The 25,638-nt window shown below is 45.5% G+C and carries 16 protein-coding genes; 8 read left to right on the top strand and 8 right to left on the bottom strand.

Features of this window, described 5'->3' with window-relative positions; all coding sequences use genetic code 11:
• Positions 1 to 95: 95 nt before the first annotated feature.
• Positions 96 to 293, top strand: coding sequence for a hypothetical protein (locus tag QUB30_RS12540; protein WP_333333623.1), 198 nt, complete (start codon positions 96 to 98; stop codon positions 291 to 293).
• A gap of 47 nt (positions 294 to 340) precedes the next feature.
• Here the strand turns inward: QUB30_RS12540 and QUB30_RS12535 are convergent, their stop codons facing one another.
• The 4 genes from QUB30_RS12535 to QUB30_RS12520 form a co-directional block, all read right to left on the bottom strand.
• Entirely contained in the window at positions 341 to 898 is a 558-nt protein-coding gene (locus tag QUB30_RS12535; RefSeq protein WP_333333621.1) for a DUF7638 domain-containing protein, read from the bottom strand.
• 96 nt (positions 899 to 994) lie between these two features.
• Positions 995 to 5,281 carry an O-linked N-acetylglucosamine transferase family protein gene (locus QUB30_RS12530; RefSeq protein ID WP_333333619.1) on the bottom strand — a complete coding sequence of 1,429 codons (4,287 nt, stop codon included), beginning with the start codon at positions 5,279 to 5,281 and terminating at the stop codon, positions 995 to 997.
• 22 nt (positions 5,282 to 5,303) lie between these two features.
• Positions 5,304 to 6,632, bottom strand: coding sequence for a glycosyltransferase family 1 protein (locus tag QUB30_RS12525; RefSeq protein ID WP_333333617.1), 1,329 nt, complete (start codon positions 6,630 to 6,632; stop codon positions 5,304 to 5,306).
• Between the two features lie 129 nt (positions 6,633 to 6,761).
• On the bottom strand, positions 6,762 to 9,875 hold the full coding sequence (locus QUB30_RS12520) for a glycosyltransferase (RefSeq protein ID WP_333333615.1): 3,114 nt from the start codon (positions 9,873 to 9,875) through the stop codon (positions 6,762 to 6,764).
• Between the two features lie 680 nt (positions 9,876 to 10,555).
• On the opposite strand from QUB30_RS12520, the gene ftsH3 reads away from it, so the two are divergent.
• The 4 genes from ftsH3 (at position 10,556) to QUB30_RS12500 (ending at position 14,406) form a co-directional block, all read left to right on the top strand.
• Positions 10,556 to 12,394, top strand: coding sequence for an ATP-dependent zinc metalloprotease FtsH3 (ftsH3, locus tag QUB30_RS12515; RefSeq protein WP_333333613.1), 1,839 nt, complete (start codon positions 10,556 to 10,558; stop codon positions 12,392 to 12,394).
• Between the two features lie 147 nt (positions 12,395 to 12,541).
• A complete protein-coding gene (locus QUB30_RS12510; protein WP_333333611.1) occupies positions 12,542 to 12,904 on the top strand; it encodes a nuclear transport factor 2 family protein in 363 nt (120 codons plus the stop codon).
• 240 nt (positions 12,905 to 13,144) lie between these two features.
• Positions 13,145 to 13,783 (top strand): bifunctional 4-hydroxy-2-oxoglutarate aldolase/2-dehydro-3-deoxy-phosphogluconate aldolase, encoded by a 639-nt coding sequence (locus tag QUB30_RS12505; protein ID WP_333333609.1) that lies wholly within the window; start codon positions 13,145 to 13,147, stop codon positions 13,781 to 13,783.
• A gap of 101 nt (positions 13,784 to 13,884) precedes the next feature.
• The gene (locus QUB30_RS12500; RefSeq protein ID WP_333333607.1) at positions 13,885 to 14,406 is read left to right on the top strand and encodes a L,D-transpeptidase; all 522 of its coding nucleotides are present in this window, start codon (positions 13,885 to 13,887) and stop codon (positions 14,404 to 14,406) included.
• 187 nt (positions 14,407 to 14,593) lie between these two features.
• Here the strand turns inward: QUB30_RS12500 and QUB30_RS12495 are convergent, their stop codons facing one another.
• The 3 genes from QUB30_RS12495 to QUB30_RS12485 form a co-directional block, all read right to left on the bottom strand.
• Positions 14,594 to 14,911, bottom strand: coding sequence for a DUF1963 domain-containing protein (locus QUB30_RS12495; protein WP_333333605.1), 318 nt, complete (start codon positions 14,909 to 14,911; stop codon positions 14,594 to 14,596).
• Positions 14,912 to 15,849: 938 nt separating this feature from the next.
• The gene (locus tag QUB30_RS12490) at positions 15,850 to 16,506 is read right to left on the bottom strand and encodes an ester cyclase (RefSeq protein ID WP_333333603.1); all 657 of its coding nucleotides are present in this window, start codon (positions 16,504 to 16,506) and stop codon (positions 15,850 to 15,852) included.
• A gap of 300 nt (positions 16,507 to 16,806) precedes the next feature.
• On the bottom strand, positions 16,807 to 18,396 hold the full coding sequence (locus tag QUB30_RS12485; protein ID WP_333333601.1) for an Hsp70 family protein: 1,590 nt from the start codon (positions 18,394 to 18,396) through the stop codon (positions 16,807 to 16,809).
• A 365-nt stretch (positions 18,397 to 18,761) separates the two neighbouring features.
• Between QUB30_RS12485 and QUB30_RS12480 the strand changes: the two genes are divergently transcribed.
• Positions 18,762 to 19,451 (top strand): CPBP family intramembrane glutamic endopeptidase, encoded by a 690-nt coding sequence (locus QUB30_RS12480; RefSeq protein WP_333333599.1) that lies wholly within the window; start codon positions 18,762 to 18,764, stop codon positions 19,449 to 19,451.
• Here QUB30_RS12480 and QUB30_RS12475 read toward each other — a convergent pair.
• The gene (locus QUB30_RS12475) at positions 19,444 to 21,657 is read right to left on the bottom strand and encodes an ATP-binding protein (protein ID WP_333333597.1); all 2,214 of its coding nucleotides are present in this window, start codon (positions 21,655 to 21,657) and stop codon (positions 19,444 to 19,446) included. The two genes, QUB30_RS12480 and QUB30_RS12475, sit on opposite strands and share 8 nt — an antisense overlap.
• Positions 21,658 to 22,815: 1,158 nt before the next feature.
• Here QUB30_RS12475 and QUB30_RS12470 point away from each other — a divergent pair.
• Together QUB30_RS12470 and QUB30_RS12465 are read left to right on the top strand one after the other, a co-directional pair.
• Complete coding sequence (locus QUB30_RS12470; protein ID WP_333333595.1) at positions 22,816 to 24,009, top strand: glycosyltransferase family 4 protein; 1,194 nt, start codon at positions 22,816 to 22,818, stop codon at positions 24,007 to 24,009.
• A 419-nt stretch (positions 24,010 to 24,428) separates the two neighbouring features.
• On the top strand, positions 24,429 to 25,553 hold the full coding sequence (locus QUB30_RS12465; RefSeq protein WP_333333593.1) for a glycosyltransferase family 4 protein: 1,125 nt from the start codon (positions 24,429 to 24,431) through the stop codon (positions 25,551 to 25,553).
• The last annotated feature ends 85 nt before the right edge of the window (positions 25,554 to 25,638 follow it).

The following is a 25,638-nucleotide window of genomic DNA, read 5'->3' as shown; positions in this document are numbered from 1 at the left end:
TCGGGCTAAAACAGTATTACGTTGTAATTAGTCGCTTAGTGCGACAACTTACCAAAAATCTGCAAATTGCATAAAGCACAGTTTATGAGGTGGATATGCTGAAAACACTTTGGGCTACTGTTCGACAAGGGAAAATTGAACTGCTGGAGTTATCAGAGTTACCCGAAGGGGCAAAAGTATTAGTAACACTCTTACCTGATGAAGAAGCTGAGTTTTGGCTTCAAGCCAGTCAAACATCAGTAGATACAGTTTGGGATAATACTGAGGATGATGTCTATGCCCAGTTACTCTAAAAATGACATAATTTTGGTTAGATATCCCTTTTCAGACTTGTCTAGTTCTACCGTTCCAAGACCCATTCATAATCCTTCTTAAATCTTTCTAGAATTTCCGGGGAAATATCTCTGTTTTCGATACACCATCGGAGGGCGTAATCTTCACCACCCATATCGCCAAGAACATAAATTCTCAGATGTTTTGGAATAGCATTGTAAGCTGCTCGCAAGCTACTTTTATTTTCTTCTGTTGGTAACGTTAAGAATCTAGCAAAGGCTTGAATACAAGTCTCTGCAACTGTTTGCTTGCCCTGAAGCCGATCGATCGTATCTTCCACTTCTTTGACAAACTCATCAATCTCTATATAGAACTCTAAAGTCGAGTTTCCGTAGTAGAGATGGTGACAGCCTATCATCGCACCCTTGGGAACTTCGGTAACAACCCATCCCCGAGCAACTTTGTTTTTGAATTCCTCAAAGTTAACCAATCCCCAACAATTGATCTTACCGTCCTCAAAAACTCCGATGATGGTTTGGTAGTAGCCCCCGTTGTGTATAAAAGCCGACAATCCTATACCCCGAATTATTTCTCCATTTTCACCGTTTCTATATATTTGAAGCATTTCTTTTGCCCTTAAAAATCAAGTTCCAATTGTCTAACTAATCGATCGCGCCAGACAGGGCTGGGCGGGCCGCAGCCCACCCTAGGTTATATCCGTTTACTTCACAGCAAGCTCGATCGCACCCCCAACAAACTGCTCGTAATCCGCCAACAACCACGGAGGCAAACAAGTATTCGCATCCTGAACCCGCAACAGTCCAGGGCGACAATACAGCATCGCCGCCAACAAATTATTTACAGCTTTAGGCGCTCCAAACCCTTTACTCAACTCAACAACCAACGAGTTAAAAAGCTCGCGCTCGCTCTCATGCAGTGGCTCGTTAATAAACCCGCTGCCCAGCATTGCTTTGTAACCCTTACCAAAATCGCTCCGGTACAAAACTTCTACTTGTTCGCCGGAAACACTCAGCCACAAATCGGCAATTTGCTTGCGAATATGCCGCAAATCTGCTATTACCAATTCAGCAGCCGGGTCGATTTCATAAAGATTAACGGCAGCAGTTAATTGATTGAGAAACTGCGGCAGATAATCTTGTTTGACAAGTGTTGGTTCTGTTGCCGCCAATGCGCTCTCAAACACCTTTTCGTAATCTTCAAGCAACCACTGCGGCAAGCGGGTGCGAGCATCGGGAACCTGCATTTTTCCCGGCACAAAATACAGCATCGCCCCCAGCAGACCATTGATAGCTTGAGGATGCACCAACCCTTTGCTAATTTCGGTCAATTGCTGCAAAAATTTTTGTTCTGCTTCAGTCATTGATTCTGCTTGCAAGCCGCAGCTAAGTAGTGCTTGATATCCCTTGCGAACTTCTCCTTTGTAAACAGTTTTCAATTGTTCGGAGGGAACAGTCAGCCAAAAATCAGCCAGTTGCTTTCGGATTTGCCGGAGTTCCAAAACTACCGACTCGTCAGACGGATCGATGCGGTAAAGATTGACGCATCCTAACAGTTGATTCGCAAATTGCGGGGATTGAATGTATTGAGCTAACAAGTCAGAACTTGACTCAGACTTGACGGTGGCATCAGTCTCAAAAAATTGTTCGTAATCGCCAATTAACCAGTGCGGCAAACGGTTGCGAGCGTCGGGAATTCGCATGGTTCCCGGCGGGAAATACAGCATCGCCGCCAGCAAGGCGTTGACAGCTTTGGGATGCACTAATCCTTTGCTAATCTGGGTTAATTGCTGCAAAAATATTTGTTCGCTTTCCATCATCGGTTGACGTTGGAAGCCACTGGAAAGCATTATTTGATAGCTGTTGCCGGGGTCGGTTTTGTAGGAAGTTTCGAGGTTTTCGGCGGGAATGTTCAGCCAAAAATCAGCGATTTGTTTGCGGATTTGACGCAGTTCGGATATTGCTGAGATGTTTGATGAGTTTCTTTGGTAAAGCTTGACGGCATTCGAGAGGCGATCGAAAAAATCTGTCGGTGCGGGACTGGTATCTTGTAAGCTGCGGGATACTTCCAGGTGGCTGGTTTGCCATTTGCCAAAGAGTTCTTGGAATAATTTGCCGATCGCCCCAGAGTATGCCACACTGTCAAAACAGCGCGGATTGCCTTGCATTTTTTGCTGAATTTGCTGCCGTTTTTGCTGCCGCAATTGCTGGTTAGTGCCGAGGGTGACGGCTAGCTGAATGTAAGATGCTTCGTCATACGCAATTAAATCAGACATTTGCAGTTCCCGCAGCATCGCCGAACCTTGGCGGAAGCGCAAAGCATTTCCTTCTACAACCACCACCGGCAATCCTACTTGCAAAGGATCGATTAACGATGTTGCCCCAGCGTAAGGATAGGAATCGAGATAAACATCTGCTAGCTGCAAAAATTCTTTGACATCCGCGCGGCTTGGCAGTTGTTTTACAAACCGCAAGCGGTTGTTATTCACGCCGTATTTAGCGCAGACAGCGTTCATATTGTTAACAAAAGGTGTGGCTGGATAAGTGCGAGTCCAAGCCGGCCCGAAGGGATATAAAATCAAGATGGAATCGGGTACAGCAGCTAGAATCTTTACCCAACTCTCTCTCAACTCCGGCAAAATTTTATAGAAGTTTGCCCCGGAGATAAAAACTGTTGTCTTGTCGGAAATTCCCAGACTTTGGCGGGTAGGTTTGACTGTAGCTACTTCCGATTCGGTTGCGTATTTGAAACAAAAACCGCTGCCTTCGATCACAGCCAACTGTTCGCGATATTGTTCTTCATAACTAGCATCCGGTGCGGTAAATTGACCTGCGATGTAGTAATCCATGTGGCGGATTCCGGTGGTTGTCGGGGAACAGAAAGATGTAGTTTGTACCCGGGCTAAACGGTGCATTGCTAGCGATCCAACTGGTTTGTTGATAGCTGTTAAATTCGTACCGAAAAACAGGATATCTAAGTCGTCGGCGCGGATTGTTTGGACTTGCGATGCAAAGTCTTTCGGGAGTGCAACCAGTTTGTCGGCGCGACTTTGACAGTATTGTTCTAATTGGTGGCCGCTGGTGTTGAGCGCGTACAGGTAAATCTCGAACTCGTTGCGGTTTAAATGCTCGAAAACCGGGATTGTGGCGAAGGTTTCGGTTTGCGGCGCGAAATGGTCGCTGATTATGCCCACGCGGATTTTTGTCCGATTTGGCGATCGCGCCGGGAAGATACAATCAATTGAACAGCCGCGATTTTTGAGTGCAAACTCGATAATTTCCGCCCGTTTGGTGTAAATATCGCGCAGGTTGGCAGTTGTAAAATAAAGCGGGATAAAGTTAGCAATTTGCGCGAACAACAAAGCAATATTCTGCCAAAGTGGCGAATCTGCATTCTTAAACAAATTAGTATGTAAGTAATCAATCCATCCTTGGATAAATTGATAGTAACTGTCTGCTTCTCCTCCTGTTTGAAAGAGGTTCGGACAAGTAAACATGAATTTGAGATATTCGTTAGCGAACCAATTAGGCAATGTAGCGCGATCGTACTTGACCGGCAATTGGTGTGCCCGACGGTACAGCATGGCTGCGAGCAGGTAATTGATGGCTTTTGGCTCGTTAAATCCTTTCGCCACATTGGCGGCTAATTCGCTAACAAAACTCTCTTCTGTATCGGTTAGCGCTTCATCTCTAATCTCGCTAGCAAGCAGCGCTTGGTGCTGTTTGCCTGCATCGGCTGCAAAGGCACTTGCAACTTGTTCTGCTGGTAAATTAAGCCAGATAGCAGCAATTTGTTTTCGAGCTTGGCGGACATTTGCTAGTGCAGATAAATCGGTCGGATTTTTTTTGTATTCCTCGATAACGCTTGACAATAAGATTGGAGATTCCGGCGATTTAGCCGGGATTTGCTGTTGGCTGCCGCCGGCTTGAATCAAGGCCGAACTAACTGTTTTTGCCATCTTTGACCAAGTAAATTTGCGGGCTTGTCCAAGTCCGGCAGCAATTAACGAGTTGCGAATATCTGGCTTCTGTACGTCCAGCAGCGCATTTCCCAGTGCATTGACATCATTTTCGCTTACATACAATGCTGCTTCGCCTGCTACTTCGGGAATCGAGCTGTTGGGAGAAGTGACGGCGGGACAACCGCAAGCCATTGCTTCCAATATGGGCAGTCCAAAACCTTCATACTTCGAGGGAAATATGAGGGCGCTCGCACCCGAGTAAGCCGCTCTTAATTCATCGTCGCCCAAATACAGCAGGTGGACGTTTAAACCAGCAGTGTACGGTTGTAATGTAGGTTCTAGCGAAGGTTGACCGCTAGTACAAACAACATCAAATCCCGACTTGCTGCTGAGTCTCGATAAAGCTTGAAAAAAAGCGATCGTATTTTTATAACCGTTGAATCCCAATCTTTCTCCCACTATTAAAAAGTATGGTTTTTCAATCCGGTGTGCAGTTTTAAATGCTTCTATTTCTGGTAGATTAGAAGGATAAAAATGTTTTTGAAGGCCGCAGTGAGCGACAGTAATTGATGCGGGAGATATTTCGGGGAAAAACTTTACTAAGTCGCGGGCAGTGCTTTGGGAAATGGCGATGTAGGAAGATGCTTGGCGGATAGCATGATGTTTTTCTCGCCACATGGGATTATTCAGGTCGCCTCCCGTAACTTCGGGTATCATGTCATAGGCGACAAATGCCGATCGCGTCGAAATCGGTGTTGTATAGTAGGTAGAAACAAATAAATCTGCATTTTCTCGATCGCACATTTGCTGCAACATTTGTTTGTCAGCATCTGTTTTGTTGTAATCGTAAACCGGAATTGAGCGATATTGAATCCCGGCAATCTTTGGTGTTGTGCCGGCGCGATCTAGCATTACTATATTCTCAGCAAAACCGTCTTTTACCCATTCTGCCATCAAAGACTCCCAAACGCGAGCAATCCCGCTTCTTTGCTGGCTTTGAAAAAATATGCCGTCAATAACTATTTTCATGATTGGTGAGTTTCCTGTAAAATTACGATAAAGCAGTTCGATAAGCAGCGATAGTTTCGTCAGTGCACCTTTGCCAGCTAAAAAGTTTAGCCTGTGCCAATGATTTTAAAGACATAGTTTCTTGCAGCGATGATTTGTTGTAGATTTCCAGCATACTATGACAAAGCGCGTCGGTATCTTTTGGATCTACCATAATTCCCGCTTCCCCAACTACTTCTGGCAGCGAAGATGTATTTGAGGTAATCACCGGTACTCCGCACTGCATCGCTTCCAGAGGCGGCAAACCAAAACCTTCATAAAACGACGGATAGACAAATGCTAAAGCACTGCTGTAAAGCGCTGCCAAATCAGATTCTGGGACGTATCCTGTAAAAATTATCCGCTCTTTTAGAAAGTTTTGCTTAGAAACTTCTTCCATAATTTTATCGTATTTCCATCCCGGAGTCCCCACTAACACCAAATATAAATCTTTAATATTTTGTTCCTCAATTAGTTTAGCAAAACTGCGGATTGCACCGTCGAGATTTTTTCGAGGTTCCAATGTACCCAAACTCAAAATATAAGGAGCATCTGGAATGCCGTATTTGCGGCGAGTCGAAGCAAGTTGTTCCGCATCGCGGCAGGGGTAGAATACCGTCGGTTCCGCAGCGAGATGCGTGACGAAAACTCTCGAAGCGTCTATCTTGAGATAATTGCAAAGGTCGTTCTTAGTTGAATGCGATATGCAAATCACCCAATCCTTTTGAGAAATGCTCGCTAAGGTTTTTTTGTAAAGTAAAGGGATTTGCTCGCTCAGCAAAAACTGCGGGTACAAAACAGGAATCAAGTCATAGATAGTCAAAAAAATCTGAGCTTTACTTGTTTGCTTTGCCGAAACAGGGATTTCATCGTAGGGCGAGTGAAAAATATCTGCTGACTCTAAATTATTAGCATCTACCGGAACAAAGGAACCGCCCATGATTTGAACGGCATTTTGTAAATTGTTCTTCAAATGGTCAAAAACAGCTTTTTCCGCGACAGCATTGCCCGCATCATTTGCTTGGATTTGAAGACCCAGCATATTGTAAACATCGAGTAGCTGCCTGTAAAAAACCCTGGCAAAGCTCGAATGCAGCAGGGGAATACCCGCTAATTTTGGATTGGTTTCCAGATAACCGAAACTCGCATCCAACAAATGCAAATACTGACTGACACAAAATAACAAATCGCATTCTTTCGAGTTTGCCAAATTCTCAGCAATACTTTCAACTACTCTAAAAATGCCGGTTCTAGCGCGCTGGTGCATATGTCCCTGTCCGAGGACAGAGATATCGTAAATAACTTTAATTTGATGCTGCCGTGCAATTGACATACTCGGTTAACTCGCTTCTTACACTGATAGGACTTACGCACTAAGCGGGCGGTGTTGAAAGGGTTTGAGATTCTTCGCAACACTTGCGAATGACAGACAGGAATTACGCAGTCAACCTGCTGGGATTTCTCAACCAGACAAAGCTTTTTTGTAAGCAGCAATTGTCTCCTGAGTACACCTTTCCCAGCTAAACTTTTTCGCTTGTGCTAGCGACTTTAAAGACATTTCTTGCCGCAAAGCAGGTGTACTGTACAGTTTGAGAATGCTGTGGCAAAGTCCGTCAGCATCTGCCGCATTGAGCATAATTCCAGCATCGCCGACTACTTCCGGAAGCGATGAATTATTCGAGGTGATGACAGGAATCCCGCACTGCATTGCTTCTAAAGGCGGCAAACCGAAACCTTCATACAGCGACGGGTAAATAAAAACCATCGCACCGCTGTAGATGGCGGCTAAATCTTCATCGGCTACATAGCCAGTTATAATGATACGGTCTTTTGAGAGACCGAAGTTAGCAATTTCTTGAAAGATTTTTTCGTACTCCCAACCTTTAGCGCCGACTAAAACTAAATTGAGGTCTTTGATACCTTGTTGCTTCACGACTTTAGCGAAGCAGCGGATGACGTGTTCGAGGTTTTTTCGAGGTTCTAATGTGCTGACACCCAAGATATACGGTGCGTCTGGAATGCCGTATTTATGCTTGACAGAGGCAATATTTTCCGCATCATTGCAGCGGTAAAATAAAGCGGTATTTGCCGCTAGATGAGTTACAAACACTCTTTCCTGGTTGAGTTTGACGTGATTTAGCAAATCGTTTTTGGTGGCTTGAGATATGCAGAGAATGTAATCCTCTGCCGTTAAGCTGTTTAAAGATGCCTGCATTCTCTGGTAGTCGGCATCATTTTTACCGATAAAGAACTGCGACAATACAATAGGGATCAAATCGTAAACAGTGGCAAAATTTTTGAGCTTTTTGCACTCGCGTGCTTGGTGCGGAATGTGATAGAAGGTCGCGTGGAAAATATCGGCTTCGCTCAAGCTCTCCTGGTCGATTAAATGGCTGCGCTGCTTTGAAATATCGATCGAATTTGAAAGGTATTTTTTTAACTTGTCTGTTAACAGTTTGGATTGGGTTTCTTGGCTGTGTTCCGGGAAGATTTTTTCCCGGTTTTCTAGCATATTGTAAAGCTCGATTAATTTACTTTCAAAATTTCTGAAAAAGCTGGAGTGAGCCAAAGGTATCCCCCGAAAACTTGGCTGAGTCTGCAAGTAATCCAGGCAAGTTTTCACGGCGTACCAAGAATGAGTAGCGCAAAAAGATAAATCGAACTGTTTCGAGTCAATTAAACCCGAGGCGATATTCTCTATGACTCGGGCAACACCGGTTCGAGAACGCGACTCGTAGTGTCCGTATCCCAGTACGGATATGTCATAAAAAATCTTGATAAACTCCTGCTGTTTTTCCCCATCCGCATAGACTGGCGGGTAAGATTCTGCATATATTTCCTGCGGTTTGTGGACTATCAGCAACAGAGAGGTTGCCACATAACCGCCCATTTCCAATTTTAAATGCGGTTCTGTATAAGGTGCTCTTGCTACTTTTAAATCTGGTTCATCGCTGCCAATTTCATAGCTGACGGGCTCTACCCAGTGTCCTTTTTTCTCTAATTCTTTAATTAGTCGATCGATATCTTGAAGCCTGTAAAACACTAAATTCGGTAAATCTAGCGTCCCTGCATTGGACGTACAATTAAATTCTGTCGTGTGAAAAGCAACTCCGCCGCTTTTTAAACAATCCATAGCATTTTGGACAAATTGCAGCCCTTTCTCGATCGAGCCTATGTGTTCAAAAGCACAAGACGACCAAATAAAGTCAAACTTTCCTAGCCTCAAATCTTCAGGAATGAAGTTCATATCTACTTCCCGAAATTCAACTAATCTCTCAAATTGTTCGGGCGGACAAATGCCCTTCTCATTGAGAGCTTCTTTACCTTTACAAAGTTGGTCTGTCTCGCCCCACTGTTTTTGGCTAACAGGATTCAAACCTTGATCTGTCGCCACAATCTCGCAGCCAAAGGAAGCAAATAAAGACGGTAACGGCTCATTTCCGACAGCAAATCCTAAACCTTTTTTACCGCTGCCCAGCAAGCCCCGTTCGTGCAAAGCTTGGACAATTGCCACGAATTCCCACTGTTTGCGTGCAGGAGTAAACTCCTCTTTCATTTGGGCAATCCAATGCCGATAATAATCTGTTAAAAAGTCTCGATAAATGCACAGTCGGCTGGTTGTCATCAAGTTACTCCTTCCAAATTGTTCTTGCAGTTGATTTCTGACAAATAATCTAACTTGTTGGATAATGGCGGGGTTCTGGAACGGCAATAACTGTTCTCTAGCAATAATTTCTAACCATTCCTGACTTTCGCTAACAGTTGCGATATAGTCAGTGCATATCGACTTTTTCAATTTCTCGTCTAAGCCGGAGTTCTGCACAACTTTTAACAAGTCTTTGGCTAATGATAAGTGATAATCTCGGCGCTGCTTGTCTGCTCCCTCTGGATTGAGACTCACCATTAAATCGTAGGAAGTTTTAGCTACTTTGCGGGGAATCCGGTAGCTAAATAAAACTTCGGGAATTTTGACTGTTTCACCTAAAATAAATAGTTCTAACTCTAAAATAACATCGGCTCCATAGCTGGAACTCACCTTGTTTGTTTGTTTGAGAGCACTGCTGCGAATCAGGCTGTACACTTCAATCCAAGTTAGCTTGTTAACGAGTGTAAATACTCGCTCGCTAACTTCCATGCCGAGGGTTTCTCGATTTGTGTAATGATTCCAGTCGGGATTTATATTTCCTTCTTCATCGATGAATGCAACTTCGCTGCAACACATGACGGCTTGGGGGTGTTCTTGGAGTTTGGCAACGCATTTGCTAATGTAACTCGGATGCCACAAATCGTCATGGGCAGCCCACATAAAGTATTCACCGATCGCCAATTCAAAAACTCGGTTAAAATTTTTGCTAGAACCGAGGTTTTCGGCATTTCGGAAATAGCGAATTTGAGGATAATTCGCTGCGTATTCCTGACATATTTCTTGAGTTTTGTCTGTAGAGGCGTTGTCGGAAATAATTAGTTCAAAATTGGGGTAGTCTTGTGCCAGCAGGGAATTTAGGGCTTGCCGAATGTAGCTTTCACCGTTGTAAACTGGCATTCCGATACTGACTGATGGTTTTGTGTTAATCATTTTTCAAGGATTGATTTGAAAAAAAATCTATTTTTATTTTGGTCTTATCTATCTTGGCACGAGAAAGTTTACGAGCATATATACGTTATATCTGATATTTTGCACCCTTCTCGCTTAACAGGCTGTCGGGCCTGTTCCACAAGAAGATATTAAGGATCCCTGTTCCACAATAAGATATCAAGGATCCCTGTTCCACAATAAGATATCAAGCTTGTTGTGGCGTGAGCGTTCCGCCCGCGCCCGCTCTTTAAAACCCGATCGCCAATGGTGCAATATATCAGTTATTCAGTTATATCGATCGCCAAACCAGAAAGACTTAGCTGGCATTCATAAATTTTTTACCTGTGTCTTGACAAATTAAGGTTTTAGGTCTAAGCAGCCGAGATTGGAAAATTTGATCGCCAGTTCGATCGCCAATTAAATCTAGCGCACAAGCGCACTCTTGGGAAGCCGGAGGGCGATCGTCCGCCCTTGAGTTCTGGAAATCCTCCTAATATCCTCAGCCTCCGGTCGTTCGTTGCGCAACCCAGCCCAGCGCTCTCTCGGACAGACAACTAAACTCCGTTATTCCTTCACACAATACTTGCCGGCCGCAAACAAGTTACAATTACGTTAAGATTGATGAACATAAATAAAAATTCCCAAATCACAGGGACTAAAAATTAGGAGGATCGACCTCGGTGAATAAACGGTGGAGAAACGCTGGCCTGTACGCACTGCTGGCTATTGTAGTCATTGCCTTAGCAACGGCTTTTTTTGACAAACAGCCCCCAAGCCGCGAAGTTTGGAAGTACAGTCAATTCATTCAGGAAGTCGAAGGCAAGAGAGTAGACAAAATAAATATCAGTTCTGACCGCAGCAAAGCCCTGGTCACAGCCCAGGACGGCAACAAGGTCATCGTCAACCTGCCGAACGACCCAGAACTGATCAACATCCTGACCAAAAATAACGTAGATATTTCAGTTCTGCCCCAAAGCGACGAAGGCTTCTGGGTAAAAGCCCTCAGCAGCCTGTTCTTCCCGATCCTGCTTTTGGTCGGACTGTTTTTCCTGGTGCGGCGCGCCCAAAACGGGCCCGGCAACCAAGCCATGAACTTCGGCAAATCCAAAGCTAGAGTCCAAATGGAGCCGCAAACTCAGGTGACTTTCGGCGACGTGGCCGGCATCGAACAAGCCAAGCTAGAGCTCGCAGAAGTCGTGGACTTCCTGAAAAATGCAGACCGCTTCACCGCAGTCGGAGCAAAAATCCCCAAAGGCGTGCTGCTGGTCGGCCCTCCCGGAACTGGCAAAACCCTGCTGGCAAAAGCAGTGGCGGGAGAAGCAGGCGTTCCCTTCTTCTCGATTTCCGGTTCAGAATTTGTGGAAATGTTCGTGGGTGTCGGTGCTTCCCGCGTCCGCGACTTGTTTGAACAAGCTAAATCTAACGCTCCTTGTATCGTATTTATCGATGAAATTGACGCCGTAGGCCGCCAGCGGGGCGCTGGTTTGGGCGGTGGTAACGACGAACGGGAACAAACCCTCAACCAGTTGCTGACCGAAATGGACGGCTTTGAGGGTAATACTGGCATCATTTTGATTGCTGCCACGAACCGCCCCGACGTGCTTGATGCGGCGCTGCTGCGTCCGGGTCGCTTCGATCGCCAAGTTGTAGTCGATCGCCCCGACTTCTCCGGCCGCCTCGAAATTCTCAACGTTCACGCCCGCGGCAAAACTTTGTCGAAAGATGTGGACTTGGAAAAAATTGCCCGCCGGACACCCGGTTTCACAGGTGCGGATTTGGCCAACCTGCTCAACGAAGCAGCAATTTTGGCCGCCCGCCGCAACTTGACCGAAGTCTCGATGGATGAAGTCAATGATGCGATCGACCGCGTACTCGCAGGCCCGGAAAAGAAAGACCGCGTGATGAGCGAAAAGCGCAAAACTTTGGTAGCTTACCACGAAGCCGGTCACGCTTTAGTTGGTGCCTTGATGCCCGATTATGACCCCGTGCAGAAAATCAGCATTATCCCCCGCGGCCGCGCTGGCGGTTTGACTTGGTTCACACCCAGCGAAGATCGGATGGATTCTGGCTTGTTTTCTCGTTCTTACTTGCAAAATAAAATGGCGGTAGCTTTGGGCGGCCGCATTGCTGAGGAGATTGTCTTCGGCGAGGAAGAGGTGACGACTGGGGCATCGAGCGACTTGCAGGAAGTGGCAAGAGTGGCGCGCCAAATGGTGACTCGCTTCGGTATGAGCGATCGGCTAGGCCCTGTAGCTCTCGGTCGCCAACAAGGCAATATGTTCATGGGTCGCGATATCATGGCCGAACGCGATTTCTCCGAAGAAACCGCAGCGACGATCGACGATGAAGTGCGTTTGTTGGTAGAACAAGCTTACCGTCGCGCTAAAGATGTACTCGTCGGCAACCGCCACGTCCTTAATGCTTTGGCAGATATGCTAGTTGAAAAGGAAACTGTGGATGCGGATGAATTGCAAAATTTGTTAGCTAATAGCGATGTGAAAATGGCGACGATCGCCTAATCAATTTTGGATTTTGGATTTTGGATTTTAGATTGAATCTAAAGTTTGAAATCAATAATTGGGGTGATTCTGGGATTGTCGGGAATCGCCCCGATTTTTTTGTGGGCACACAGGAAGCAGTCAAAAAAAGCATTGGAGTAGCAAACCATGATCGTCACTGAAGATAGAGCGCGTGAACTTGCACTTGATTGGGTAGAAGCTTGGAATACTCATAACCTCGATCGAATCATGTCCCATTACGCAGAAGATGTAATTCTGATATCGCCTGTCGCAGCGCAACTGCTAAACGAACCATCTGGGACAGTGACAGGCAAAGAAGCGCTACGAAACTACTTCAAAAAGGGGCTGGAAGTTTATCCTGACCTCAACTTTGAGTTGCTTGATGTGATGTGGGGAGTTTCCAGTGTTGTCCTTTACTACATCAACCAAAAAGGCACGAAGACAGGTGAGTTTATGGAAGTCAGTTCAACCGGAAAAGTGACTAAAGTTGTTGCTCATTACAACGGGTAGAGCGAGGTTATGCAAATGGCGGTAATATGGATGGCACAACCGAGCGATGCTGAGGCTTTACTTACTCTAGCTAGCGAGTCAAACGCAGTCCACTCGCCTGTGGTGTAAAGAAAATAACGCAATTTTAACCGCCCCCTCGGAAACCCACGGAGGTGGGTTTTGTTTGTATAGATGCGGTTTCAACCGCTCGGTCTTCCTATATGAACTTTATTGAATTATCTGGGGGCAAAATCAGTTAGCATGAATCATCAATCTTGGTTGACACTACTAAAAAAACACCGGGCGATCGCAGTCATCCGTTCCTCAGAAAAGGAACTTGCTTGGCAGATGGCATCAGCGGTAGCAGCAGGCGGAATCCAGTTTATTGAAATTACTTGGAATACCCACAAAGCCGCTGAATTAATTCCCCAACTCCGCTCCGAATTCCCTACTTTTAGTATTGGCACTGGCACTTTATTAAACTTAGAACAGTTGCAGCAAGCAATCGACTGCGGTGCTCAGTTTCTGTTTACTCCGCACACCGATTTAACTATGATTAAAACAGCAGTTGATGCCGGAGTGCCGATCGTCCCCGGTGCTTTTTCTCCTACGGAAATTGTGACCGCGTGGCAAGCAGGCGCTACCTGCGTTAAAGTGTTTCCGATATCGGCTTTGGGAGGCGCGGCTTACCTGAAAAGCCTGCAAGGCCCCCTGGGAAACATTCCTTTAATTCCCACGGGCGGGGTGACGCTGGAAAATGCGAAAGTATTTATAGACGCCGGGGCGATCGCTGTTGGTTTAGCCGGAGACTTATTTCCTAAACACTTAGTGGACAATCGCGATTGGCGGGCGATCGTCCAAATTGCCCGAACTCTCGCCCAAAACTTAACAACTTGTTAAGTCCAGTTTCCCAATCCAACATTTCAAATCTAAAATCTAAAATAGGACAAGCCAATCTAAAATCTAAAACCTAAAATCTAAAATAGTACGAGGTGTGAGAAATGAACAGCATTATCAACTCAATTTACTTCCGTCGCGCTGGAACTTTCTGTGCCGGCTGCGCCCTCACTTTTGCTACATTCTGCGGCGGTTCAATGACCGCATTTGCCAGCGAACAGCACAACATAATTGCCAATAAAATTATGCTGTTGCAGCAATCCAGCGAACGCTGGATTGAAATAGATTTGTCAAGACAAAGGTTAATAGCTTGGGAAGGAAATACACCCGTTTACGCGGTGATTATTTCCAGCGGCAAATCATCGACTCCCACCCGCACGGGAACCTTTGCCGTTCAAACCAAACACCGCGTTACTAGAATGACTGGGGATGACTACGACGTGCCCGACGTTCCCTATACAATGTATTACGACGGAGGCATGGCAATTCACGGCGCTTACTGGCACAATTTGTTTGGCAATCCAGTTACTCATGGCTGCACAAATGTAGCTGTCAATCACGCTAAATGGCTATTTGAATGGGCCTCGGTGGGAACACCCGTGGTGGTGCACAAATCTCAGGTTTAGGGCATGGGGCATGGGGAATTGGCTATGGGGCTTGGCATAGTCGAACGCTATTCAATCTGTTAGAACCCCGACTCCTTAAAGAAGTCGGGGTTCTGGGTATTATGTTTTTTTAGGTGAGCTTACTTAACTGCTGCTTTCAAGCACAAACCCAATTGTACCAAACATCAGTAAAGTCTAAGTTGATAAGTTATGATTGAGAAATAAAAAAGTTATATATGCCGTCGTCTCTCCACAGAATATGTACCGCATCATCAACAGAGGAATCCATTTGAAATAAAAGAATATTTTGCTCTGTGTCACTATCATGGTTATTAACCAATCTTGCGTCGCCTTGTATAAAATCGGGATAACCGCCTATTTTATGACCGAAGGGACGCGATATCTCTAAATACTGTTTCATGATGCGATCGTTATTGCTCAATAATTCATACAAATCTTCTCCTAAACGTTGACTAAATTGGTAGTCATCAGTACCAATCGGTGCATATTTTTTAGTAAATTGCAAGCTGTAATATCAAATCCGGTGTGCGATTCGTTTAACCTAAATGGATAGGTACTCCTATCCAGGGACGGTTAGCCTGACTCCTCGAAGCCAGTGATAACTGATTACATTTCTGGGTGAGACATTAAGTCAAGTCCCAGTCCGCAGGTGCAGCGGTAAAAGCATATCCCCTATTTTGTTGGGTAGCAACTAACAGGATAAAGCGGGGATAAAAGGAAGAAAGACTCTTAGCCTTGGGGGGTAGCTGTCGAGCAAGAACTTATGCGTAGCGAAAGCAAAAATGTGTCTGAACTACCGTTATGATAGATGGTCAAACGGCTGACTGACCAAGCCAAAAGGCAAGGATAGGGCATAAGCAATTATCGGATTGACTTATCAGCACTGCCCAATAAACCCGGTAGAAAGCATTACGCTGTCATGTTCAACTAATGTGTAATCGGAACGAAGTAAAGCTCTCACAGCCCTTAAATAATTAAGTAGGTTGCTAGCCGTAAGCTGTGAGTGTGAGGGATGGTCGCAGAAGCCAATGCTTTGTTGTAATGACAGAGATATGCTGACAGCACCGGGTGGTGTAAAAGATAGAGACCAAGTAGCCCTTTAAAAGCCGTCGGCCACAGTAAAAATCTGATGGTGGGATGTAGGGGTAAAAGGACATCTATCAAGCGGTAATAATAAGATCGCTATGCGATGGTACTGTATCCATAACCAGGATTACATCACTCAGGAGCCGTGTGCGGTGAAAGTCGCAAGCACGGTTTTGTAGGAGAGATGGTAGGGGACACTCTGCCATCGACTCTCTAACTACATCGGAATCATACCGTAGCGAAACCGATAGTCTCGCTCGCTTTCGCTACTTATACCGAGCGAGACGCTTGCACCGCAACTCGAACAATTATTTATGATTCCGATTCCAGCGGAAACGATATGACCTCTTCCTTTGATTAATGACTCACGGGACATCCTCCTGTCGTCAACCCTGTTAAGAACTTATTGGTGTCAAAGAAATGTTCTACAGACTCAATCTTTAAATCCTCTGTAACTTTAGCAATGCTAAGACCAATAATTTCAATAGTTTCTCCTGTCGCTTGATGATCTTTGTAAGCTCCCCTAAAAGTACCCCAGTGTCTCCACTTAAACACAACGTTAGGAGGCCCTGCAACGACTTCGATTAATTCCCAGAGAAAGCCATCGGGAAAAGCTGTGTGAAAGAGGTTGTAGGAGGTTTCAAAGGTTTCATCAGAGGGGCGGTAGTGCTCTGAGTTTTCTAGAAAGAGATTATAGGTTCCCTGATCTACAACTTCTTGGGCTGTGTATTCTTTTCCTCCATTAGTGCTCATACGAAATTTATCCGTAACTACAGAGAGCCATTGTTGGGGATTGGTTTTGAAGGATGCTTCCATTTCAAATGTTCTCACCAAATTATAGGCGATCGCATTCAAAGACCCTTCGGTATGATTGTGTTTCTTTTCCTTTTCCAAGAAAGCATTAGTGTGAGAATAGTCTGGACGATCCCCGTACCGCCATTCTACTCCATCATCCTGTTTCAGAACTTCTTCTCTATCTTGCACCCAGAGGGGTAAGCCGGGAGTTGTACTCATTGCTGTTAATCTCCTAGGATTTGGGTTAATAAAAATCTTGATACTACAATGAAAGACTGACTGAAAGACTGACGTTTCCGATGCGAATTTATGATAGAGTACACGAAAATTTTCGCCCTGTCAAGCCCCCGCAGCCATAAATCTAAATATCTGCGGTTGTCGTCTCCAATAGACATCTCCAAAAACTAACTGGTTCCTAGGAAGAGCCTGGGAACCAGTAATTTCTTAGTCCCCCTCCGATCGGACGAAAGTTTGACTCTATGCAGCGATTTCAAGAGCCGAATTATCTAAAGTCTATCCTTAACTTAGCTGCACCACTGGTTTATCCTCTAACAAAGTTTCATTGGTCAACAAATCTTCAACAGTAATGCGCAAAAAGCGCTGTTCGTCAACGCGGAACAAAACTTTTATGCGATCGCTCCCCGGATACCCAGGCGGCGTCAATTGAGCGATGCTGCGTGCTCCGTCTTTATCATTTAAGGGCTGTACCGATGTTTGGCCCGCGAGTTGCCGAGTAATTAGCCTGTCGCCGTCAAAATATATCTCCGTGCCGCCAGTTTCCGCTCCCAATTCGCCGATAATTAATTCTATACTCGGCTGATTTTCTAAAGAAGCTCCCAAGACTAATTCTACCGGTTCGCTCATCGGATAAGACTGGCCGGATTTAATTAAACTGTGCCAACTGTGGCAATTGTCGCGGCGGTTCCAGTAGCGAATGCCGTAACTGTGATAGAGAAAATCTTTGATTTCTAGCCCTTGACTCAGTTGCAGAGCACCTTGGGCGATCGCCTCAAAGGGTTTGTCGCAGCGAATTTTGGCCGCCTCGAAATATTGCTCCACCCAACGCCCGACGGCGGGAATTTGTACAGTACCGCCAACTAGCAAAACTGCATCGATATCGCCAATTTCTAAGCCTTGGCGGCGCGCTTGCTGCAATACTTGATTCATGCAGTCGTCTAGTTTGTCAAAAAACTGATGTTCAGCGAGGATAGATTCAAAACGAGTTCGGTCTAATTCTAATTCGTAACTCTCAAAATTTTCGTCATCAAAATAAACCTCAACCGCCTGATTCACTAAAGACAACTGAATCTTTAACCGTTCTGCCAATCTCGTTGTAATCGGAGATTTTGCCAGCCCTTTTGTTTGAACAAAATAGTCAACCAGCCAATTATCAATATCAGAACCGCCTAAATTTTGTCCGGCTTTAGCCAAAACCCGCGCAACTTTTGTTTTTTGCGCTGAAGATTCAGCTAATAATTTTTCGCCCCATTTGAGAATAAAACCGAGGGGCTTTTTGTCGGAGGAAGCGTCCAAACGCACCAAAGAAAGGTCTAGAGTTCCGCCGCCGAAATCAATTACTAACAGATTTTCGCGATCGGCCAAACCGTAACCCAAAGCAGCCGCCGTAGGTTCGTCCAACATCCGCACCTGTTCTACTTGCAGAGATTGAGACACTTTGCCCAACCAATGGCGGTAAGCTTCAAAACTATCTACCGGCACAGTAAAAATCAAAGAATCGATCGGCAAGGGCAGTTCGCGAATTGAGTTCACAATTTGGCTCAAATACCACTCACCTACTCGTTCAAAAGTAATATGTTGCCCGTCAAGTTCCGGCACAAAACCCTGAACAGAAGTGCCAATTCCCCGCTTAAAATTGCGGAAAAACCGAGAATCTCCACTCAAATCAAGGCCTTTGTCGCGGACTTGCTGACCGAGCAAGACTTTACTTTGAGCAGCGTCCTCAACGTAGAGTAAACTGGGAATTAGGGGCGGATTTTGAGCCGAGATTGCCGACAATCCCGGTAATTTCAAAGTTTCGGGCTGCGATCGGGCTGGATTCCAGCGAGCGGCCACGGTGTTGCTAGTTCCAAAATCAATTGCGATCGTCATTCAGCCAAAATACACAGCTACTAGGGATTAGATTATATTATGGTATTTAGAGTCGTAAATGCAAATAGATTCTCAAATTGTGCTTGAATAAAGATTTTGTTACAACCGGAACAGCTTTAGCGGCGGAGTCTTCAATTTTGTGCAACTGCATATTTTTCGTTGCAACAAATAAGCGCAACTTTTGTAAACTGCACAAAACTCATACCCTTTTAGATTTTAAATTAAAAACTTGAGAATGACTAACTGCATAAGGGTTGGGAATTTGGGAATACAGTTGCATTGTTTATTGAAAGTGGTATAAATTGTCCGCCGCCGCCAATTTTTTACCTTTGATATTAATCCTATTTTCAAATAAAGCGTGAAAAATGTTAAATATGGGCGATCGCAAAACAGCACTATTGGCTTTAACACTGCTTGTCCCTGCCGCTAGTATCGGTATCATAGCAGGCTTGTATATTGCCCCGGGAGGCTGGGGACAAACACTGTCAGTCTTGTGTCAAGTTTGGTTGCTGGTTTTTCCGATCGCGTGGTCTGTTTTTGTCGATCGCGAAAAGCTCAGTTTATCCCTACCCAAGCGCCAAGAATTGCTGGCTGGATCTATTTGGGGAATATTCATGTTTGCGGTGATTGTGGGTATCTATAACCTTTTTGGCCAGCAGTGGATCGATCCTGTAGTTGCTAAAGAAAAATCTCACCAATTAGGTATTAGCAGCCCTAATATTTACTTAATTGTTGAAGCATATTTTGTGCTAGTTAACTCATTAATCGAAGAATTTACTTGGCGGTGGTTTGTCTGCAACAAGTGCCAGATTCTCATACCGGGAACAAAAGCAATATTTCTGAGTTCGCTATTTTTCACGATCCACCACATTTTTGTAATAGCAGCTTACAGCGACTGGCAGGCTGTGCTCTTAGGCTCCTTAGCTGTCTTCGCCGCCGGGATAATTTGGTCTCAGTCTTATCTGACTTACCGTTCGCTTTGGTCGAGTTATATCAGCCACGCGATCGCAGATTTTGCCCTGGCAAGTATTGGTTGGCAAATCCTCTTTAACTAGCTGCTTTTTCAGCGACTATCGCCGGCAATTCTACAGTAAAAATTGACCCTTTTCCCAACTCGCTCTCCAGACTAATATCTCCCCCCATCATCTGACAGAACTTCTTGGCGATTGCCAGTCCTAAACCCGTACCGCCGTATCGGCGAGTAGTAGACTCGTCCGCTTGGGTAAAAGCTTGAAATACTCTTTCAATTTGCTCTGGGTTCATTCCAATTCCCGTATCGCTGACTGTGAAACTAATCCATTCTTCAGCAGCCGGAATATCCGATTCTACTTCTTTCTCGCTTTTGCTTCTTTCCCGCTTCGCTTCTACACCTAAAACATCCGATGCTACTTCCTCATCTCCTAGAAAACTCAATTTTTCTTCATGCTTCTCCCTTTCTTCTTCCTGCTTTCTTCTAAATCGCCTTACTTCTAAAGTAATTTTACCAGATTCGGTAAATTTGCTGGCATTGCTTAGCAGGTTTAACAAACACTGATAAATTTTAGTAACATCAGTATAAACCGTGCCGATATCTGGCGGACAATTGACGCTCAAAACATTGCTATTTTTGTCTACTAAAGGTTTAATAGTATTAGCAACATCGTGAATTATTGCCGAAATATCGCATTTTTCTAGGTATAATTCTATGCGACCAGCTTCAATCTTAGAAATATCTAAAATATCATTAATGAGAGATAGTAAATGTTTGCTTGCATTATTAATTCTTTGCAAATCCGGGACTAATTCTTCACAATTCAGCTCGCAGGCTTCGTCTTCTAAGATTTCGCTGTAGCCCATAATCGCATTCAGAGGCGTGCGGAGTTCGTGGCTCATATTTGCCATAAATAAGCTTTTTGCCTTGCTAGCTTTTTCAGCTTCCGTGCGAGCTTTGTCTGCTTCCTGATTTTTTGCTTCCAAGCTAGCAAATAACTTTTGCAACTGCACAGCCATGTGATTGAAAGCGTTGGCTAAAGTTCCCAATTCATCTTGGCGATCGATATTTACTCTCTGATTCCAGTCGCCGTTAGACAACTGTGCTGCTGCAACTGTCAAGTCGCCAATCGGCCGAACCAAACGGCTGGTTAATATCCAGGTCAAACCGCCGACTCCCAAGACTGCAATGGTGGCAATAGTAATTGCCAACTGCCAAAATAACTCTTCTTTTTCTAAAACCTCGGCTTCTTCCTGCAAGATAATTACGCCCCAACCACTGTCTAATTGGTTTAGACATGAAAGCCATTTCACGCCCCGCTCGTCTGCGAAGTAAAATGCACCTCTTTTGCCTGCTAACAGGGTTTTGACTGGCGGATAGTTGCTGAGGTTTATTAGTTGCTTTTGTGCAAAAAATTTTTCATCTGGATGAGCGATTAATTGACCTTTGTTGTCCACCAAAAAAGCGAAGCCTGTTTTCCCGATGCGGACTGTTCCGATCGCTCTAGCGAGGTCGCTTAATAATATACCTATCATAGCTACTCCTTGAATTTTTCCCAGTTGGTCGGCAGATTTATCGGTTGAATTTAATTGAGGTGTTTGAGAAAATTTTTGTTGAAAATTAGTTGCTAGTTCGAGAAGCTGCTTGGTTGTAGAATCGAGGCTGCCACCTGCCGGCAAGCCTGAATATTTTTTTTGAAATTGATCCACGGCGTCGGCGGTGGCGTTTCCGTAAATTCCCGTAATTTCGTTTTTGTAATAGCCGAGTTGTTTGAGTTGCTGCTGCAATTGGCTGACTGAATTTCCTCGATCGCCCAAAGTTAAACTAGCAAATTCCCGAATGGGTGTTGAGAAAATAACTGCGGGTTTCCCAGTTAAGCGAGATATCAAAGCTTCGCGGGTAATTTCAGTGCCAGCAACTGCACTTTTAAACCAATAGCGATCGCTGCGGTTGATGCGATCGGGCGGCGTGCCGCTGCCGCGGGCCACAACGTACCCTTCTAAATTGTAAGCTTCGGCAATGTATATGTGGCTGTAGCTGCGGTTGATGCCAACTAGCAGCGGCAACTGTTTGCTGGCATTCATGCTGACGGTATTGGGATTTTGACTGATGCTGCGCAAAACTCGAATGTTCATTTGTTCCCACCGCGAGATGCTTTCAGTTAAGACATCGGCTTTTAATTCTAGGTTTTGTTTCGCTTGCGATCGAATAATGTTAGCTGCGTGAAAACTGGCAAACCATATCGCTGCAAGCATCGGCGGCACAACCCCCAAGAGCACGCCGATTGTCATCCGGAATCGCAAACTTAGGAAGAATGATTCTTTCATAACAGGAAATTTTTTGTAGGTGAGGTCTTTTGATACATACCGCTAAGCTGCTACTGCTGATTGAGTCAAGGTTGGCACGATATATGCCACTTTGCCCTCAGTATTTATTTTATCTTTATACGGTCATTTGATAAGTTGGTGAACTTTTTTTCCGCTAATTACTTAGACAAGACTTGCGCAGCGACGCTACATATACTCGACCGAGAAGTGGCAGTCGCTTTTTGAGACTCTTTGATGCGATCGCCTTTTATTAACAAATTTAAAACTGAGCCAGCTAATTAAATTTATAGCGGTGAAACTCTCTGTTCTGTAGTGCGATTGGGAAAGCTACTTTTTCAAAGAGTCCCGGAGGCATCAAGCGGGTTTTTTCACGAAAATACGACAAGTGAGGGCGAGGGATATTGGTTGAAAAACCCGGTTTCTTCCCTGATTCGCGCGCGTCCAGGACGGTCATTCGCGCGATCGCCTGTCTCCCAGCGCCCCCGTGCCGGTATTTGAAAAAACCATCATCTGTGAATCCTGACAAATACGATATTTTGTCAAGCAATACCTACAGGACATTTACCAAAAAGTCAAAGTCGCCGATGCGGTGTTTAGATCTGTGGGGGCGATCGGGAAATCAAGATTCTTAAAGTAAGAATTTCCTGTTTAATGCAGTATAAAATTTGGCCAAAGGCGATGTCAATCTACTGAGTATTGTTGCCAATGCTACCGGGCGTCCCCACAGTAAAGGTTGGGTGCTTTTCGGTTTCCCGTACATCGCTGTCTGTAGGATAGGCAAGTGCTGTCAAGTTAAACATGAAGTGTTGTCTAGCTTGGTGTTTGGCGGGAAAAAAGTTGCTTTTTGATGAGGAATCTGTCTTCAGGATGAACTTTCGCTCACCTAAAAATTATCCCTAGAGCACTGTTGGGCGCTCGCCTCTGTCGTTATTATCTATTCAATGACAGGGAATTTGTGGCATATCAATAACTGGGGTGTTGCGAACAGTCACTAAGTTTGATTATATTTACACACCAGGAAAGCGGTATTAATATTCACCCGCCCCTCTTTCCTGTCGGACTCTCAAACGAGCGCTCATCGCAGCGCCGAAAGCGAGTCGGAGTCTTCAGCGGGACTTAAAAATGAAAATCACGTTTGTTCTTCCTACTCTGTGTCTGACTGGTGGAATACGAGTAGTATCTATTTTCGCAGAACGTTTGAGAAAGCGAGGACACTCCGTGTTCGTCATCTCTGTACCCCACCCCCAACCGAGTATGCGCCAGCAAGTCAAGTCGCTGCTGCGGGGACGGGGTTGGATTTCTCCACCTGAAAACGAACCCTCATTTTTCGATAACTTAGGTGTAGAACAAAAAATTACCGATCGCTGCCGCCCGGTAGAGGACAAAGATGTACCTGACGCTGACGTAGTAGTAGCCACCTGGTGGGAAACCGCCGAGTGGGTAGCAAAACTCTCTCCCAGCAAAGGAGCAAAAGCTTATTTTCTCCAGCACCACGAAGTTTTTGACTATCTACCTCAAGGTAGAGTAGAAGCAACCTGGATGCTGCCGATGCACAAAATTACGATTTCTCAGTGGTTAGTTGACCTAGCTCGGACTAAATACGGCGATCGCAAAGTTTCCATAGCCCCTCCGAGCGTGGACGTTAACCAATTTTACGCCCCTCCTCGCAACAAACAATCGGTTCCTACAATTGGAATAATGTACTCTACAATCTACTGGAAAGGAACCGACATCGCCCTGAAAGCCTTTTCCCTGGCTGCTGAAAAAATCCCCAACCTGCGTCTGGTTGCCTTCGGTGTAGATGCCCCATCCTCGGAATTGCCCCTGCCGGCCAATACCGAGTATGTAGTTCAACCCGACCAAGACAAACTCAAAGACTCTTACAGCAAATGCGATGCCTGGCTGCTGGCTAGCCGCTCAGAAGGCTTTGGCTTGCCAATTATCGAAGCGATGGCGTGCCGCACTCCCGTCATCAGTACCCCAGCAGGCGCTGCTCCTGAAATTTTGAGCGGCGGTACTGGCATACTTGTAAGACCAGAAGATCCCCAAGAAATGGCAAAAGCCATAGAGTATATCTGTCAGTTGCCGAATTCCGAGTGGCAAGCCCTGTCCGAAGCCGCCTATGCCAAGGTGAGGAATTATACTTGGGAAGATGCCACGGATCATTTTGAAGCGGGATTGAAAGTTGCTGTAGACAAATCTAAACACCGGGACGTTAACATAGTTTCCTATTCTCCGTACTATCCGGCTCCAGCAGTAGCGACAAACAGAGTTGACGGTGGAGGCTTATTGCAGCCATTGGAAATTCTGCGCTAACGGCTAGCTGTGGCGTGGGATTCTCGGCAGAAACTCAATATCATTTGGTGGGGTGCTTTTGTCACAATTAAAATCGCCCGTGTCCTGTTTTCTACCGAGCAGTCTAGACACAAATACTGACCCCACCAACTAGCGAATACTGGTTGTAAAGCGATCGTCGGCCCAAATCTGAACCCGAGTGCAACGGCGGTTTTGAGGCTCGCGCCGTTACAGGTTAGACTTGTCTAGTCCTCATACATCTCCCGATTTGTAATTGGGAAAAGTCCCTGACGACAAAGTAAGGTCGGCTCGACTATCAAGTGACGATCGCCTCCAGCAGAAGCCCGCACCCTGCATAAAAGCCAAAAAGAGGCTCGTAAGTGTGAACTTTCTGTTATGGAGAAGTTTTATTAACCAGTGTCAATCTTGGGCATCTATTCATGAAAATTACTTTTGTCCTGCCTACCCTTAGTCTTACAGGTGGCATGAGGGTGTTATCTATCTACACAGAACTTCTTCAAAAGCGAGGACACAAAATATTTATCGTCTCTACACCCGAGCGACAACCAACTTTGATCGAACAATTGCCATGGCTGCTGAGGGGTAGGGGTTGGCAGTCGGCTCCCAAGAAAGGGCCGTCTCACTTTGACAAGGTGGATGTCGAAAGCCGAGTTCTCGAAACCTACCGTCCAATTACTGACAAGGACGTACCTGATGCCGATATTATCATGGCTACTTGGTGGGAAACTGCCGAGTGGGTGGCAAAACTCTCTCCGACCAAAGGAGCGAAAGTATATTTTCTCCAACACTACGAGGCTTTTGACTACGTACCAAAAGGTCGAGTAGAGGCAACTTGGCGGCTGCCAATGCACAAAATCGCTGTGGCCCAGTGGCTGGCCGACATAGCTCGGAATGAATACGGCGATTTGTCTGTATCTCTCGTCCCTCCCACTGTGGACACCAAACAGTTTCACGACCCGCAGTCGCGAGGCAAGGAGCGACGAGGCAAGCAGTCAGTTCCCACAGTCGGGATGTACTATACAACAACTCCTTGGAAAGGCTGCGATATTGCTCTGGAAGCTTTCTCTATAGCTGCTAAAAAAATTCCCAACCTTCGTTTAGTTGCCTTTGGTTCCGGCGATACTCCTCCTCCCTATTTGCCGCTGCCGCCTGGTACTGAGTATAATAAGGCACCTACCCAAGACCAACTCAAAGAATTTTACAGCAAATGCGATGCTTGGCTGTTTTCCAGTCGCTCGGAAGGCTTCGGCTTGCCAATTTTAGAAGCTATGGCTTGCGGCACTCCAGTCATCGCCACTCCTGCTGGTGCGGCTCCGGAACTACTTGCTGGCGGGGGTGGAATACTTGTCAAGCCAGAAGACCCAAAGGATATGGCAAAAGCGATCGAGCAGATTTGTCAGTTGTCTGAGGCCCAATGGCGCGCAATGTCTGAGATTGCTTTGCAGACGGTGATAAATTATACCTGGGAGGATGCAACTAATCTCTTCGAGGCTGCACTGTACGCTGCTGTGAAACGTCAGCCACAATTAACTGACAAGGCGTAAAATTGAGGTAGATTTAAAAGATTGGGGTTGCGCGATCGTTTTTGAGAATTTTTAGGGGGCAAATTGTGTTTTCTTTCTACAATTT

Origin of the sequence: Microcoleus sp. BROC3, from assembly GCF_036702515.1 — a bacterium.
Taxonomy (GTDB): Bacteria; Cyanobacteriota; Cyanobacteriia; order Cyanobacteriales; family Microcoleaceae; genus Microcoleus.
Note: the sequence above shows the minus strand (reverse complement) of the source record. Positions and strands in the feature narration are given on the sequence as shown.